This is a genomic window from Microbulbifer taiwanensis, assembly GCF_014904815.1.
Classification (GTDB): Bacteria; Pseudomonadota; Gammaproteobacteria; order Pseudomonadales; family Cellvibrionaceae; genus Microbulbifer; species Microbulbifer taiwanensis.
Genome location: NZ_JACZFR010000060.1, coordinates 1 through 14,751, shown reverse-complemented (window position 1 = coordinate 14,751; position 14,751 = coordinate 1). Strand labels below are relative to the sequence as shown.

Sequence of the window (14,751 nt, the reverse complement as noted above, 5' to 3'; positions counted from 1 at the left end):
AAAATCCTAAACTTCTGCGCTTTTCTTGGTATCGGCGCCGTCTTTGTCGGAAAAAAACAGCAACTCGATCACCAGCATGATGGCGCCGACACTGATCGCCATATCCGCCACATTGAATACCGGGAAATGCCAGCTGCCGTAGTAGACGGAAATAAAGTCCCGCACGTACCCCAGCAGCATACGATCCCACAGATTGCCGATGGCACCGCCGAGAATCAGCGCCAGGGCGAAGGGCTCCCAGCGTTTTGCCGCCGGCAGTCGCCACAGCCAGGCGATGACCATGACACTGAAGCCCAGCGCTATGGCGCCGAAAAACCAGCGCTGCCAGCCGCCGGCATCGGCGAGAAAGCTGAAAGCCGCGCCGTAATTCTCCGCATAGGTGAACTGCAGCAGGCCGGGGATTATCTGCATGGCCGGACCCTGCATAAACATCTCTACGGCCCACACCTTGGTGGCGATATCCAGGCCTATCACCAACAGCGCCAGCCAGTACCAGCGCCACGGGTGGCCGAACAGGCTCAGACCTTTATGCCCGCCACTAGGCATAGTGGCGTTCCTCACCCGCGCCAACGACATTGTCGACACAGCGGGAGCAGATCTCCGGGTGTTCCGGGTCAGCACCGACATCGGCGCGATAGTGCCAGCAGCGCGCGCATTTCGGGTGATCCACCTTGCGCACATCCAGTTTCAGTCCGGCCAGCTCGGTGGCATGGGCGCCGGCGGCGTCGCTGAGGCGCTGTACCGAGGTGGAGGAGCAGATCAGCACGAAGCGCAGCTCGTCTTCCAGTTCGGTCAGTTTCTCGCGCAGATCGTCGTCGGCGTAGAGAGTCACCGCCGCCTGTAGCGAGCCGCCGATATTGCCGGCGCCGCGCTGCTCCTCGAGCACCTTGTTGACCGCGGTTTTTACCTGGGCAATGGCGGCCCAGTAGTCGGCGCCCTTGCCTGCGCCTTCCGGCAGTTTGGGCAACGGGTACCACTCCGCAAGGAATACGCTCTCGGCTTGCTGCCCAAGGGAAGAGTCGCCGGGAATAAACTGCCACAGTTCCTCGGCGGTGAAGCTGAGAATGGGCGCTATCCAGCGCGCGAACGCCTGTACGATATGGTAGAGCGCCGTCTGCGCCGAGCGGCGCGCAACACTGTCAGTTTTGGTCGTGTACTGGCGGTCCTTGATGATATCCAGGTAGAAACCGCCCATTTCCACCACACAGAAGTTGTGCAGCTTCTGGTAGATCTGGTGGAACTGGTAATTGTCATAGGCGGAGACTATCTCGTCCTGCAGGCGCGCGGCCTTGTCCAGTGCCCAGCGGTCCAGGGCCAGCAGTTCCTCTTCCGGCAGCAGGTCCTGTTGCGGGTCGAAGCCGGCCAGGTTGGAGAGGAAGAAACGCGCGGTATTGCGCAGGCGGCGGTAGGAGTCCGCGGTACGCTTGAGGATCTCGTCGGACACCGCCATCTCGCCGCTGAAGTCGGTGGCGGCCACCCACAGGCGCAGTACGTCGGCGCCGAGCTTGCCGATCACATCCTGAGGCGCGACCGTATTGCCGATGGACTTGGACATCTTGCGCCCCTGGGCGTCCACGGTGAAGCCGTGGGTCAGCACCTGCCGGTAGGGGGCGCAGTCGTTGATCGCGATGGAGGTTTTCAGGGACGACTGGAACCAGCCGCGGTGCTGGTCGGAGCCTTCCAGGTACAGGTCCGCCGGGAAGCGCAGGCCGTGGCGGCGCTCCAGCACGGCATAGTGGGTCACGCCGGAATCGAACCACACATCCAAAGTGTCGGTAACTTTCTGGTACTGCTCCGCCTCGTCGCCGAGCAGTTCCGCCGGGTCCAGGTCGAACCAGACATCCATGCCCCCGGCATCGACGCGCTCGGCCACCTTGTCCATCAGCGACGGTGTGTCCGGATGAATCTCGTGAGTTTCCTTGTGCACGAAGAGCGCTATGGGCACGCCCCAGGTGCGCTGGCGGGAGATGCACCAGTCCGGGCTGGCGTCCAACATCGCATCGATGCGCGCCTTGCCCCAGCCGGGAATCCACTGCACCTGGTCGGCGGCCTTCTGCGCGTGATCCAGCAGGTCGTTCTGCTGCATGCTGACAAACCACTGCGGCGTCGCGCGGTAGATCAGCGGCGTCTTGGTGCGCCAGCAGTGCGGGTAGCTGTGCAGCAGCTTGTCCTGGTGCAGCAGCACGCCTTTTTCCTGCAATAGATCGACGATCTTTTCGTCGACCTTGTACACATGCTCGCCGGCAAACAACGGTACGCTGTCGCGGTAGACGCCGTTGTCGTCCACATAGTTGAGAGTTTCTATGCCATAGCGCTTGCCCACCAGGAAGTCGTCCGGGCCGTGGTCCGGTGCCGTGTGCACGCAGCCGGTACCGGCGTCGGTGGTGACATGGTCGCCGAGCACCAGCGGCAGCTCCTTGTCATAGAAGGGATGCCTGACCTTCAGGTGCTCCAGTGCCGCACCGCGGATACGGCCGACAACATTGCCCTCGAGACCGGCGCGCTCCAGCACTGCGTCCTTCAGTTCCTCGGCCAGCAGCAGTCGCTTGTCGCCCGCCTGTACTACCACATATTCCAGCTCGGCGTTGACCGACACCGCCTGGGAAGACGGCAGCGTCCAGGGCGTGGTGGTCCAGATCACCACGGACAGGGGGCCGTCACCGGCGTGACCGCCGGCGGCGTCGGCGATCGCCAGCGCGGTTTCCTCGGTGACCGGATAGCAGACGTCGATGGAGAAGGAGGTCTTGTCCTGGTATTCCACTTCCGCCTCGGCCAGCGCCGAGCCGCCCACCACGCTCCAGTAGACCGGCTTGAAGCCGCGCGCCAGGTGGCCGTTTTGCACGATGCGGCCCAGGGCGCGCACTATGTCGCCCTCGAACTGGAAGTCCATGGTGCGGTAGGGATTGTCCCACTCGCCGAAAACGCCCAGACGGATAAAGTCTTTCTTCTGGCCCTCGACCTGCCTGGCGGCGTAATCGCGACATTTCTGGCGGAAGGTCTTGTGATCCACCTTGGTACCGGCCTTGCCGATTTTCTTCTCCACCCGGTGCTCGATCGGCAGGCCGTGGCAGTCCCAGCCGGGCACATAGGGGGCGTCGAAGCCGCTCAGGGTCTTCGACTTGACGATGATGTCCTTGAGGATCTTGTTGACCGAGTGACCGATATGGATATCGCCGTTGGCGTAGGGCGGGCCGTCGTGCAGGATAAACTGCTCGCGACCGGCCCGCGCCGCGCGGACCTTTTCGTAGAGCTTGCCCTGCTGCCACTTTTGCAGAATCGCCGGTTCCCGCTGCGGCAGGTTGCCGCGCATGGGGAAATCGGTCTCGGGCAGGTTCAGAGTCGCTTTGTAATCGGTCATTGAATTGAATTCAGCTCAGTAGGGTGGGCAAAGCGCAGCGTGCCCATCTCCGGGTTCTGATGGGCACGCTGCGCTTTGCCCATCCTACATGTTGTCGGCCTGTCAGGGATTCTGTGCGAACCAGGCCTTGGCATTCTCGATATCCCGGGCTATCCACTCTTTGAGGATTTCCAAGGAGGCGAACTTTTCCTCGTCGCGCAGCTTGTGGCAGAACTCCACCGCCAGCTCGCGGCCGTAGAGATCACCGCTGAAATCGAACAGGTTCACCTCCAGCAGCGGCTGCGCGCCCTCGCCTTCCACCGTGGGGCGGAAACCGACGTTGGCCACGCCGTCTATCTCGTTGCGGCCGGTGGCCAGTTCCGAACCGTCGGTGGCGGTCGCGCGCACCGTGTAGACGCCCACCAAGGGCGAGCGGTAGCGGTGCAGGCGCACATTGGCCGTGGGTGCACCCAGCTGGCGCCCCAGCGCCCGCCCCGGCGCCACGCGCCCGGTGATACGGTAGGGCTTGCCAAGTAGCGTCTCCGCCAGCTCGAAATCCGCATCCTCGAGGGCCCCGCGGATACGTGTGCTGCTGACCCGCTCACCGCGCACCTCGACTGTGGCCGTGTCCTCGACGGTAAAGCCGGCTCTGGCGCCCGCCTCCTGCAACAGCCGGTAGTCGCCGCTGCGATCGCAGCCGAAGCGGAAGTCATCACCGACCACCAGGTGTTTGATGCCCAGGCCATCCACCAGTATGCGCTGGACAAACTGTTCTGCGCTGAGATTGCGCAGCCTTCCGTTGAACTGCAGGCACAGCACCCGGTCGACACCGGCCTCGAACAGCGCCAGTACCTTTTCCTTGAAGCGCATCAGCCGCGCCGGCGCCTTTTCTCCAGAAAAGAACTCGTGGGGCTGGGGCTCGAAGATGATCGCCACCGACGGCAGGCCCTGCTCGCGAGCACGCTGTTGCAGCTGCGCAATAATGGCCCGATGCCCAAGGTGCACGCCATCGAACGAACCGATGGTGGCCACACAGCCTCTGTGGCGGGGGCGCAGGTTGTGCAATCCGCGAATCAGTTCGCGTTTCTGTTCGCGGTCCGGTGCCACTGCGGTCATCCCATCCTCACAAAATCGAGCGGCGCAGTATAGCTGATATGTGGTTGGCGGCGTAGGGTGCGCCCTATGAGGCGGCCCGAAAATGGCGCGGCCTCAGGCCGGAGGCCAGAAGCACCAGCAGATAGGTGGCGCCGCCACCGGCGACCAGCACGCCCATACGCCAGGCGCGATCCAGCCAGCCCCAATCACTCCAGCCCTGCCAGTAGTGCAGCGCCACCAGCAGCACCGCCACCATCGCCAGGTTTGCCGCCAGCAGGCGCAGCAGGTAGGCGCCCCAGCCGGTTTCGGGCCGATAGACATCGTCGCGGCGCAGCCCCTTGTACAGCAGCCAGGCATTGATCGCCGCCTGGCAGGCGGTGGCCAGGGCCAGCCCCATATGACCGAGCTTGAAGTAGTAATTGAGGGGAATCACGAACGCCAGGCTCAGCACCATCTTCGCCGCAATCGCGATCAGGCCAAAGCGCACCGGGGTATAGGTATCCTGGCGGGCGAAGTAGCCCGGCGCCAGCACCTTGATCAGCATGAATGCCAGCAAGCCGAGAGAGTAGGCCCGCAGCGACCAGGCGGCCATCTGCATATCCCGCGGCTCCATACGCCCGTACTGGAACAGGGTCGTCAGCAGCGGCTCCGCCAGCACCACCAGCGCCACCGCCGCCGGCAGCGAGATCAGGGTGACGCTGCGCAGCGCCCAGTCCAGTGTATGGCGGAAGCGCCGCGGATCGCCATCGGCGTGCTGGCGCGACAGGTTCGGCAGTATCACCGTGGCCACGGCCACACCGAAGACTCCCAGCGGCAACTCGACCAGGCGGTCGGAAAAATACAACCAGGAGACGCTGCCGGTGGGCAGGAATGACGCCAGCACCGTATCAAGGACCAGGCTGATCTGGGTCACCGACACGCCGAAGATGGCCGGCGCCATCAGCCGCAATATCTTGCGCACGCCCGGGTAATCCCAGTCCCAGCGCGGCCGCGGCAGCAGCCCCTGGCGCATCAGGAAGGGCAGCTGGAACAACAGCTGTACCACGCCGGCGGCAAACACGCCCCAGGCCAGCGCCATGATCTGCGGCTCGAACCAGTCGCCGGCCAGCACGGCCGCGGCAATCAGCACCAGGTTCAACAGCACCGGCGTCAGCGCCGGTACCGCAAAGCGGTCGAAGCTGTTCAGGACCGCGCCAGCAAAGCCGGTCAGGGAAATCAGCATCAGGTAGGGAAAGGTGATGCGCAGCATATTCGCGGCCAGATCGAACTTCTCCCGCTCACTGCCGTCCCACCACCAGCCGAACGCGAAAATTCCCGCCACCAGCGGCGCGCAGAGCACTCCGAACAGTGTGACCAGCAACAGGGCGCCGCCCAGGGCGCCGGCGACCCGGTCATTCAGCTCCCGCGCCGCGGCGATGCCGCCCTTCTGGCGGTACTCGGCCAGCACCGGCACGAACGCCTGGGCAAAGGCGCCCTCGGCAAACAGGCGACGGAAGAAGTTGGGGATCTTGAAGGCCACAAAAAAGGCGTCTGCGGCATCGCCGGCACCGGCAAAGCGGGCTAAAACCATATCCCGGGCCAGCCCCGCCACTCGCGAGAGCATGGTCGCGGCGCCGACGACAGAGCTGCCGCGCAGCAGTCCGGATACGCTGGGTTTCCCCCGCGGGTTTTCCTGGTTGGCTGGCGGCTGCGACAAATCGGCGACTCCTGGCAGTTCGTTGGTGGCTGGACTAGCTCGGTGGCCGGCAAGTCTACCGCAATTCGACCTGGCGCACGGAAGCGCCGGAATGCCAATCAGTCCCTACTCCCGCTGGCGCGCGAGCCTATACTCAGGGTGAGCAAGTGGCGCGCCTCAAGGGACTAGGGAGGCGTAAGGAGAAAATGGATGACCATCAACGCATTGATTATTGCTCTGGCGCTGGCAGTTGTGCTGTATGTCGCAGTAGTGCTCGGACCCCGCCCACAACGTGTGCGTGTTCGAATTGACGCACCCCGCGACCGGCGCTATCGCCGCCGCCACCGCTAGCGTCCAGGGACGCCAGCAGAGGCCGGCGCGGCGAAGCCGCCATATTTCGCCACAATTGCGCTCGAGTTCGCCACTCCGGCGCCACGCCAGTGCCGCCTTGCGGTTTTTTAATAAGTCTCGACCGGGCCGGAAACACAGCGGGCCCAAACGACAGACTCAATGAAAAACCGCAAGGAGAAGGATCGTGAAAAAAGTATTGATGGCTGTAACTCTGGGCTCCCTGATCGCCACCGGCACTCAGGCCGCTGAGCACAAACAAACCTTCGAGGGATCGAAACTGACCCCGGCCAAGCAGGCCACCGTATTTACCGGCGCCGCCATCGCGGGTGCCGCGGTGGGTGGTCCGGTCGGATTCATCGCCGGCGCCCTCGGCGGGGCCTGGCTGGGCGAGCAGATCAAACAAGCAGAAGAGGCAGATATGCTGGCGACACAACTGACTGAGAGCCGCGCAGAATTGAGCAACCTGGCCCATCAACTGGATGCAGCCCGACTGTCGGCCAACGACGCCAACGAACTGGCCCTGGATTCACTGCAATTCCAGCTGTTGTTCACTACCGGCGACGACCAGCTTCAGGATGGCCAGATGGGCCAGCTGAGTGCCCTGGCAGACTTCCTCAAGCGCCACCCCCAGGTGCAGATTCACCTGGAGGGGCACGCCGACCCCCGTGGCAGCGACGGCTACAACAATGTGCTGTCCGACCAGCGCGCCCTGAGCGTGCAGCGGGCCCTGGAGGCCTACGGTGTGGACAGCTCCCGCATCAGCCGCCGCGCCCTCGGCGCCACCTACTCCAAGGCCCCCCGCGGCGACGCGGATGCCTATGCGATGGAGCGCCGCGTGGATATCCACTTCGCCCTGCCGGAGTCCATGGCCGGCCGCTTCTGATCCCCGGGGACGCCACACGCGGACCGCAAATCCGCCGCGGCGCCCGGCAAGGACACCCCCCAACTCCCTCAGCGTTTAACCCTGTTGTACTTGCGGGCGCCTGGCGCCCGCCTTTTTGATTCCGCGTCGATAAGGCATCATTCCACTTGGATGAAGCACATCGCTGTGCCTCACCCGCTACGCGGGCAGCCTGCGGCTGTCCAAATTTGATCCCGACAAATTTGTCATCATTTATCATTCCGCATTGCCCATGACTGCCACCATCGCCATTGTCGAAGACGAGCGCGCCATCGCCGAAAACTACCGCGACGCCCTGCGCCGCAGCGGCTACAGGGTCGAGCTGTACACTTCCCGCCCCGAGGCCCTGGATGCCTTCCGCCAGCGGCTGCCGGATCTGGCGGTCATCGATGTCGGCCTGGGCGCGGAGGTCGAGGGCGGCTTCGAACTGTGTCGCGAAGTGCGCGCCATGGCGCCGACCCTGCCGATACTGTTCCTGACCGCACGCGACTCGGAGCTGGACATCATCTCCGGCCTGCGCCTCGGCGCCGACGACTACCTGACCAAGGACATCTCCCTGCCCCATATGCAGGCGCGCATCAACGCGCTGTTGCGCCGGGTCAGCGTGTTGCGCGACCAGGGCGAGGAGTCGGAAACCCTGACCCAGGGCAGGTTGCAGCTGGACATCTCGCGGCTGCACTGTCACTGGGGCGGCGAGCCGGTGGACCTGACCGTGACCGAGTTCTGGATAGTTCACGCACTGGCCAAGCGGCCCGGCCACGTAAAATCCCGCAGCCAGCTGATGGAGGCCGCGCGTGTGGTGCTGGACGACAACACCATCACTTCCCACGTGAAACGTATCCGGCGCAAGTTCCAGGTTCTGGACAGCGACTTCAACGCAATTGGTACCGCCTACGGTATGGGCTACCGGTGGCAGGTGTAGAAGAAGACCGGAATCCGGCCCCTCGAGTGAAACCATGAAACTGCGCCGCCAACTTCTGATCGTCAGCCTGGTCGCCCTGGCGCTGCCCTGGGCCGGCTGCCAGTACCTGCGCCAGGTAGACAATGCCCTGGCCCAGGGACAGATGCAGGCCCTCGAGGCCACCGCCAGCGCCGTGGCCGCGCGACTCGCCAGCGCGCCGCAGCTGATCGCGCCCGATTCTGAGCGCCTGGGCCGCCCAACCGGCGCTCAGCTGTACCTGAACCCCCTGCCCCAGGCGCCGCTGCTGGACGGCTACGGCGACGACTGGCGCCCCCTGCAACTGCCGGCGAGAGAGTTGCTCGACGAGAGCGGCGAAGCCCTGGCCCAGGTGACCCTGGGACAGTTCAACGACAGCGTCTACCTGCTGCTGACGGTCGCCGACCACACCCCCGCCTACCAGGATCCGCGCACCGGCCTCCTCGCCAGCGGCGACGCGATCGAAATACACACCGCCGACCGCCATTACACACTGCCGGTGGCGAGTCAGGGCTCCGCCCGCGCCCTGTGGCACAACCTGCGCCGCAGCAATCACGAAAGGGAACTGCGCCTGCGCGGCCGCTGGACCTCATCGGCGCGCGGCTACCAGCTGGAACTGGTCCTGCCCTACGCGCTGACCGGCGGCGCGCTCTCTGTCACTGTCATCGACCGTGCCTCCAGCGGCGGCGGCCCGCCGCAACGCAGCGCCGGCACCCTGCCCGCGGACGGGTTGCCGGGCAGGCTGGTGCAGCCACTGGAGGAATTGCAGGCGGAGCTGGATCAGTTTGCGCGACCCCAGCTGCGCCTGGCGGTGGTCGACAGCGAGGGCTTTCTGCTCGCCAGCAGCGGAAAGACAGGGATGGAAAGCACCGAGGACGGGCAGCAATCCTGGCTGCGCAGCTGGATCTACCGGCGCCTGCTGGCCCGCGAGGCATTGCCGGCCATGCCCGAAAATGCCCTGCCGCCGGGCCTGACCGAAAGTCGCAGGGTCGCCCAGCAGTGGTTCCGCGGCCCGCTGCAAAGCCGAATTGGCGCCGCCAGTGTACCGGTCATCACCCGCGCCGACGCTATCATCGAGCGTCCGCTACTGGGACGCGTGATCGCACTGCAGTCCGCCGAGGCGTTGCAGTCCCTGACCGAATCCGCCGCGCACCGGCTGTGGCTGATCAGCTGTGCCGCCGCCGGCACGGCGCTGCTGTTGCTGCTGGGCTACGCCAGCTGGCTGTCCTGGCGCATCCGCCGCCTGCACCGCGCCGCGCGCAATGCGGTGGACGCCAGTGGCAAGCTGCGCGGCGGTTTCCCCCGCTCGCGTATGGGCGACGAGCTGGGAGCACTCAACCGGGCCTTTGCCAGCCTGCTGGCGGAGCTGGACCAGTACCATCAGTACCTGCGCACCCTGTCCGGCAAGCTTTCCCACGAGCTGCGCACACCGCTGGCGGTAGTGCGCTCATCCCTGGACAACCTGGCCGCCAGCGACCTGGATGAGCACAGCCGCCGCTACGCCGAGCGCGCCATGGACGGCGGCGCGCGCCTGTCCGGCATCCTCAACAGCCTGTCCGCGGCCAGCAACCTGGAGGCCAGTATCCAGCAGGCCGAAGTCGAGGATTTCGATCTGGCGGATCTGCTCGAGGTGCTGGTACAGAGCTACGGCGACGCCCAGCCGCATCACCGCCTGGCACTGGACAAGCCCCCGGGGGAACTGCCGTGTCGCGGCGCGCCGGAGCTGCTGGCGCAGCTGCTGGACAAGCTGGTGGATAACGCCTGCAGCTTCGCGCCGGAGGGCAGCGAGGTACGCCTGTCGGTGAGGAGGGAAAAAGACAGTTATTGCCTGTCGGTGGAAAACGACGGTCCGCTGCTACCCGAAGGCTATGCCCACAAGCTGTTCGACTCACTGGTCTCGGTGCGCGACGACGGCGGCAGGGCCGGTCACCTGGGCCTGGGATTGCATATCGCACGGCTGATCGCCGACTTCCACCGTGGCCGCCTGACGGCGGCCAATCGGGAGGACGGCAGTGGGGTGACCTTTGCCCTGGAGCTGCCAAGAGAGCCGTAGGCTGCGCCGCGTGCACCGTTGACCGCTGGTGCGCACCGCGCACCCTACCCCGGCCGCAAACATGGTTGACAAACAACCAACTGTGGGGATAATGTCGCGTCCCGATCGGGCCCCGGGCCCGGAAGATTCAGAGTTTTTACAGATTCCAGACAGGAGCAACCGGTGGCCAACTCACCTCAAGCGAAGAAGCGCGCGCGCCAGAACGACAAGCGCCGCAATCACAACGCCAGCCTGCGCTCCATGGTGCGCACCTACATCAAGAAGGTAGTTGCGGCCATCGATGCAGGTGACGCGGAAAAAGCCAAAGAAGCCTACACAGCGGCCGTGCCGGTTATCGACCGCATGGCAGACAAGGGCATTATTCACAAGAATAAGGCCGCCCGTCACAAGAGCCGCCTGAACGCGCAGATCAAAGCACTGGCTGCCTGATCCCTGCCGCGCACAAGCGAATCAAAAACCCCGCCTTTGGCGGGGTTTTTTATACCTGTTTTCCACAAGAGCCTCTCAGCAAGCTACCTCCGCACCACTCCCACCTCTTCCGGTCGCTCCGCAACTGAGTAGCGATCGAGAAACTGCTCGTATTTCGGCAATAGCTCCTCTATCCACAATAACTGCTGCCACATAATCGTCTCGGAAATATCGATCGCGACCGCAGCCTTTTCCGGAGAGACAAAGAGTTCAGAGTAGGCAATATCCTGAATCTGACCGTTCAGACGGTCAAAGTGCTTGTTAAAGCTATACAGGGTAAACGCCTCCTGCAGCAGCCCGGCATCAACCGAGTCCACCAGGGCACTGCGGGAGAGGTACTCCCAGGACGACGCATTCAACTCCGCCATTGAGTATCCGCGGAATTGCTCCAACAGGTCCTTCAGGCTCCTACCGGGAGGAATATTGGCCTGCAGCTCGCGCAGCGCGGATATGCGCCGCTCGACGCGCCCCCGGATGCTGCGCAACTCTTCGGCATTACTCGCCACCTCCTGTATCAACCGCTCGGTGGCATCCCGCGCAGCCCGCTCCGCGAGCATATCCTCGCGAACATTGTTCAGCACCAGCGCCGCCAGCACGCCGATCAACACCACCAGGGTGTCCACCAGCAGCCTGCGCCCCTCCCCTCGAAACAGATTGAACTTCATTGCTCCTACCTTTGCCATCTCACGCGCGCCGCTGCTCTGCAGCCAGCCGCAGCGCCAGGCCCGCCAGCACAAACCCCATCACATAGCGCTGCAGCGCCAGCCACGCGGGGTTGCGGCCAAACCAGCCGGATATCCCCGCCGCGGACAGCACTATCAGCAGGTTTACGGAAAAACTGACCGCGATCTGCGTCAAACCGAGCAACAGGCTCTGCGCGAAAACAGCCCCCGAATTCGGGTCGACAAACTGTGGAAATATGGACAGGTAGAAGACCGCAATCTTCGGGTTCAACAGATTGGTCAGGAAACCCATCGCAAACAGTCGCGTCGGTGAATCCGGCGGCAGCGGCTGGGGATCGAATGGCGAGCGGGCGCCGGGGCGCAGTGCCTGCCAGGCCAGCCACAGCAGATAGGCGGCGCCGACCCACTTCAGCAGCTCGTAGGCCAGGGGCACCGCCAGCAACAGCGCGGTCAGACCTGCGGCGGCGGCAAACATATGCACCAGGAAGCCGGCGACCACCCCCAACAGGGAGATAAACCCGTCTCTCCTGCCCTGGCAGACGGAGCGCGACACCAGGTAAATCATATTCGGGCCCGGCGTCAGCACCACCAGCAGCGCCGCGCCGGCAAATAGCAGCCATTCGGTTGCGGAAATCATCAATCCCTCCCTGGATCGGCCGACATCGCCGGGTTAAAGGAGAATCAGGTTGTCGCGGTGAATCAACTCGTCATCATCGCGGTAGCCGAGCAGTTCGACGAACTTCTCCGTCGGCTGGCCAAGTATCTTGGTGGTCTCGCTGCTGTCGTAGTTGGCCAGGCCGCGGGCGATCTCCTCGCCGGCGCTATTGCGGCAGGAAACCAGTTCGCCGCGGTGGAAGCGCCCCTCGAGAGCGGTGACCCCGACCGCCAGCAGGCTCTTGCCTGCGGTGCACAGCGCGGCCTCGGCGCCTTCGTCGAGAGTCAGGGCACCGCGCACCTGCAGCTGGCCCGCCAGCCAGCGCTTGCGCGCAGTGAGCGGGTCCGCCTCCGGCAGCAGCAGCGTGCCCAGGGGCTCGCCGGCGCTGACCCGGTCGATGACATTGTCCGCAGCACCGCCGGCGATCACCGTACAGGCGCCGGAGCGGGCGGCCAGTTGCGCGGCCCGCACCTTGGTGGTCATACCGCCCCGCCCCAGGCCGCTGCGGGAGCCGCCGGCCATGGCCAGCAGCTTCGAGTCCGCCGCCGAGGCCTCACCGATCAGCTCGGCAGCTGGATTGTCGCGGGGATCCTGGGTGAAGAGACCGTCGGCATCGGTGAGTATCAGCAGCGCGTCCGCCTCCACCAGGTTGGCCACCAGGGCCGCCAGGGTGTCGTTGTCGCCGAAGCGAATCTCGTCGGTGACCACAGTGTCGTTCTCGTTGACGATAGGCAGGGCACCGAGGGACAACAGGGTGCGCAGCGTGCTGCGTGCATTCAGGTAGCGGGTGCGATTGGAGAGGTCGTCGTGATCCAGCAGTATCTGCGCCGTGCGGCAGTCGAACTGGCCGAAAGCCTGCTCGTAGACCTGCACCAGGTGACTCTGGCCCACCGCGGCGGCGGCCTGCAACTGGTGAATGGATTCCGGGCGGCGGCGCCAGCCGAGGCGATCCATACCGGCAGCTACGGCGCCGGAGGAGACCAGGATCACCTCCATACCGCGCTCGCGCAGCGCGGCTATCTGCTCCACCCAATTGAAAATCGCGGCGCGGTTGACGCCCCTGCCGTTGTCGGTCAGCAGAGCGCTACCGATCTTGATCACCCAGCGCCGGCTGGCGGCGAGCTGTTGCCGAGCTTGCACCGATTCCCTCCCCTGGAAATCGCCCCGCAAAGGGGCATAAGACCGGGCGACTGCCCGGCCGGACTGTTAATGCCGGTATTCTATATCGACGTCGTGGTCATCGTCGTCCCAATCTTCATCCTCATCGGCCTTGGCGGCGCGGCGCCGGGCCCGCTGGGCCTCGCGCAACTCGTCGATACGCTCGCGCGCCTCGCGCTGCATCTGCCGCTGGGATTCCAGCTCGACCTCGGCCAGGTCCGGATTCGCGATCTCCTCTTCCCTGCGCTCTTCGAGGTAGTCCATCAGGCGACCGGACAACACATCGGTACCCTCGCCGCGGATGGCGGCGACGCGGAATACCGGCCCCTTCCAGTCCAGCGCCCTGACCACGGCGTCACAGCGCTCCTCCAGCTCCGCCGCCGGCACCAGGTCGGTTTTGTTCAGCACCAGCCAGCGCTCGCGACCGGCCAGAGTGGGACTGAAAGCGGCCAGCTCGCGCTCGATCGCCAGCGCATTCTCCGCGGCGTCGGTGGTGTCGAAGGGCGCCAGGTCCACCAGATGCAGCAGCACGCGGCAGCGGGTCAGGTGCTTGAGGAAGCGGATGCCCAGGCCGGCACCCTCGGCGGCGCCCTCGATCAGGCCGGGAATATCGGCGATCACGAAGCTGCGGTGCTTCTGTACCTGCACCACACCCAGGTTGGGTACCAGGGTGGTAAAGGGGTAGTTGGCGACCTTGGGTTTGGCCGCGGAGACGGCGCGGATAAAGGTGGACTTGCCGGCATTGGGCAGACCCAGCATACCCACGTCGGCGAGGATCTTGAGCTCCAGCTTGAGATTGCGCTCCTCACCCGGGGTGCCATTGGTGGTCTGGCGCGGTGCGCGGTTGGTACTGGATTTGAAACGGGTGTTGCCGAGACCGTGGAAACCGCCCTGGGCCACCAGCAGGCGCTCTCCCGCCTCGAGCATATCGCCGAGAGTCTCGCCGGTATCGACGTCGATCACGGTGGTACCCACCGGCACCTTCAGCACCAGCTCCTCACCCTTGGCGCCGGTGCAGTTGCGCCCGCGACCCGGCTGGCCGCTCTCGGCGGCGTAGCGGGGCTGGTAGCGGTAGTCCACCAGGGTATTCAGGGAATCGTCGGCCTGCAGGTAGACGGAGCCACCGTCACCGCCATCGCCACCGTCGGGGCCGCCCTTCTCCACGAACTTCTCGCGGCGGAAACTCAGGCAGCCGTTGCCACCCTTGCCGGCCTGCACGTAAATAGGCGCCTCATCGACAAATTTCATGCTCACTCCACCGCCTGAGCGGTTAATTTCCTATGGCGCAGTGTAACCTGCGCAAAACTGTTCCACCCCTAGTGTGGGGTCTCATACTAAATGTGCCTATCAGAGCCCCCCAAATCGTTCACAGTAAGGCGCCGCTCGAAGGGAATGGCAGGCCCTTTCCAAGAGCGGCAACGCAGCTGTGGACGATTTG

13 protein-coding genes are annotated in these 14,751 nt (G+C 64.7%); 5 read left to right on the top strand and 8 right to left on the bottom strand.

The annotated features are described in order from the left end of the window. Positions 1-6: 6 nt before the first annotated feature. From lspA to murJ, 4 genes are all read right to left on the bottom strand, one after another. Entirely contained in the window at positions 7-546 is a 540-nt protein-coding gene (gene lspA / locus IG627_RS18555; RefSeq protein ID WP_193194429.1) for a signal peptidase II, read from the bottom strand. Continuing rightward, positions 539-3,358 carry an isoleucine--tRNA ligase gene (gene ileS, locus IG627_RS18550; protein ID WP_193194427.1) on the bottom strand — a complete coding sequence of 940 codons (2,820 nt, stop codon included), beginning with the start codon at positions 3,356-3,358 and terminating at the stop codon, positions 539-541. The genes lspA and ileS overlap by 8 nt, the downstream gene beginning before the upstream one ends. 102 nt (positions 3,359-3,460) lie before the next feature. Further along, entirely contained in the window at positions 3,461-4,453 is a 993-nt protein-coding gene (ribF, locus tag IG627_RS18545) for a bifunctional riboflavin kinase/FAD synthetase (protein ID WP_193194425.1), read from the bottom strand. 64 nt (positions 4,454-4,517) lie between these two features. Further along, complete coding sequence (gene murJ, locus IG627_RS18540) at positions 4,518-6,128, bottom strand: murein biosynthesis integral membrane protein MurJ (protein WP_226865428.1); 1,611 nt, start codon at positions 6,126-6,128, stop codon at positions 4,518-4,520. A 189-nt stretch (positions 6,129-6,317) separates the two neighbouring features. Here murJ and IG627_RS18535 point away from each other — a divergent pair, with 189 nt between their 5' ends. From IG627_RS18535 to rpsT, 5 genes are all read left to right on the top strand, one after another. Beyond that, entirely contained in the window at positions 6,318-6,458 is a 141-nt protein-coding gene (locus IG627_RS18535) for a hypothetical protein (RefSeq protein ID WP_193194423.1), read from the top strand. A gap of 184 nt (positions 6,459-6,642) precedes the next feature. Then, positions 6,643-7,341 (top strand): OmpA family protein, encoded by a 699-nt coding sequence (locus IG627_RS18530; protein ID WP_193194421.1) that lies wholly within the window; start codon positions 6,643-6,645, stop codon positions 7,339-7,341. A gap of 250 nt (positions 7,342-7,591) precedes the next feature. Beyond that, positions 7,592-8,281, top strand: a complete 690-nt coding sequence (gene pdsR / locus IG627_RS18525) for a proteobacterial dedicated sortase system response regulator (RefSeq protein WP_193194419.1) — start codon at positions 7,592-7,594, stop codon at positions 8,279-8,281. Positions 8,282-8,315: 34 nt separating this feature from the next. Further along, positions 8,316-10,349, top strand: a complete 2,034-nt coding sequence (locus tag IG627_RS18520) for an ATP-binding protein (protein ID WP_193194418.1) — start codon at positions 8,316-8,318, stop codon at positions 10,347-10,349. Positions 10,350-10,511: 162 nt separating this feature from the next. Then, positions 10,512-10,778 (top strand): 30S ribosomal protein S20, encoded by a 267-nt coding sequence (gene rpsT / locus IG627_RS18515; RefSeq protein WP_193194416.1) that lies wholly within the window; start codon positions 10,512-10,514, stop codon positions 10,776-10,778. Positions 10,779-10,861: 83 nt separating this feature from the next. Here rpsT and IG627_RS18510 read toward each other — a convergent pair whose 3' ends face one another. The 4 genes from IG627_RS18510 to cgtA all read right to left on the bottom strand — a co-directional run bounded on the left by IG627_RS18510 (position 10,862) and on the right by cgtA (position 14,561). Beyond that, positions 10,862-11,482, bottom strand: coding sequence for a hypothetical protein (locus tag IG627_RS18510; protein ID WP_193194413.1), 621 nt, complete (start codon positions 11,480-11,482; stop codon positions 10,862-10,864). Between the two features lie 19 nt (positions 11,483-11,501). Continuing rightward, positions 11,502-12,137, bottom strand: coding sequence for a LysE family translocator (locus IG627_RS18505; RefSeq protein WP_193194411.1), 636 nt, complete (start codon positions 12,135-12,137; stop codon positions 11,502-11,504). Positions 12,138-12,170: 33 nt separating this feature from the next. Next, complete coding sequence (gene proB, locus IG627_RS18500) at positions 12,171-13,295, bottom strand: glutamate 5-kinase (RefSeq protein WP_193194409.1); 1,125 nt, start codon at positions 13,293-13,295, stop codon at positions 12,171-12,173. Between the two features lie 66 nt (positions 13,296-13,361). Continuing rightward, complete coding sequence (gene cgtA, locus IG627_RS18495; protein WP_193194407.1) at positions 13,362-14,561, bottom strand: Obg family GTPase CgtA; 1,200 nt, start codon at positions 14,559-14,561, stop codon at positions 13,362-13,364. Between the last annotated feature and the right edge of the window lie 190 nt (positions 14,562-14,751).

Coding starts and splice junctions, on each gene's coding strand:
- IG627_RS18510 (WP_193194413.1), bottom strand. CDS start 11,482: ATGAAGTTCAATCTGTTTCGAGGGGAGGGGCGCAGGCTGCTGGTGGAC.
- ribF (WP_193194425.1), bottom strand. CDS start 4,453: ATGACCGCAGTGGCACCGGACCGCGAACAGAAACGCGAACTGATTCGC.
- cgtA (WP_193194407.1), bottom strand. CDS start 14,561: ATGAAATTTGTCGATGAGGCGCCTATTTACGTGCAGGCCGGCAAGGGT.
- lspA (WP_193194429.1), bottom strand. CDS start 546: ATGCCTAGTGGCGGGCATAAAGGTCTGAGCCTGTTCGGCCACCCGTGG.
- IG627_RS18535 (WP_193194423.1), top strand. CDS start 6,318: ATGACCATCAACGCATTGATTATTGCTCTGGCGCTGGCAGTTGTGCTG.
- pdsR (WP_193194419.1), top strand. CDS start 7,592: ATGACTGCCACCATCGCCATTGTCGAAGACGAGCGCGCCATCGCCGAA.
- IG627_RS18505 (WP_193194411.1), bottom strand. CDS start 12,137: ATGATTTCCGCAACCGAATGGCTGCTATTTGCCGGCGCGGCGCTGCTG.
- IG627_RS18520 (WP_193194418.1), top strand. CDS start 8,316: ATGAAACTGCGCCGCCAACTTCTGATCGTCAGCCTGGTCGCCCTGGCG.
- ileS (WP_193194427.1), bottom strand. CDS start 3,358: ATGACCGATTACAAAGCGACTCTGAACCTGCCCGAGACCGATTTCCCC.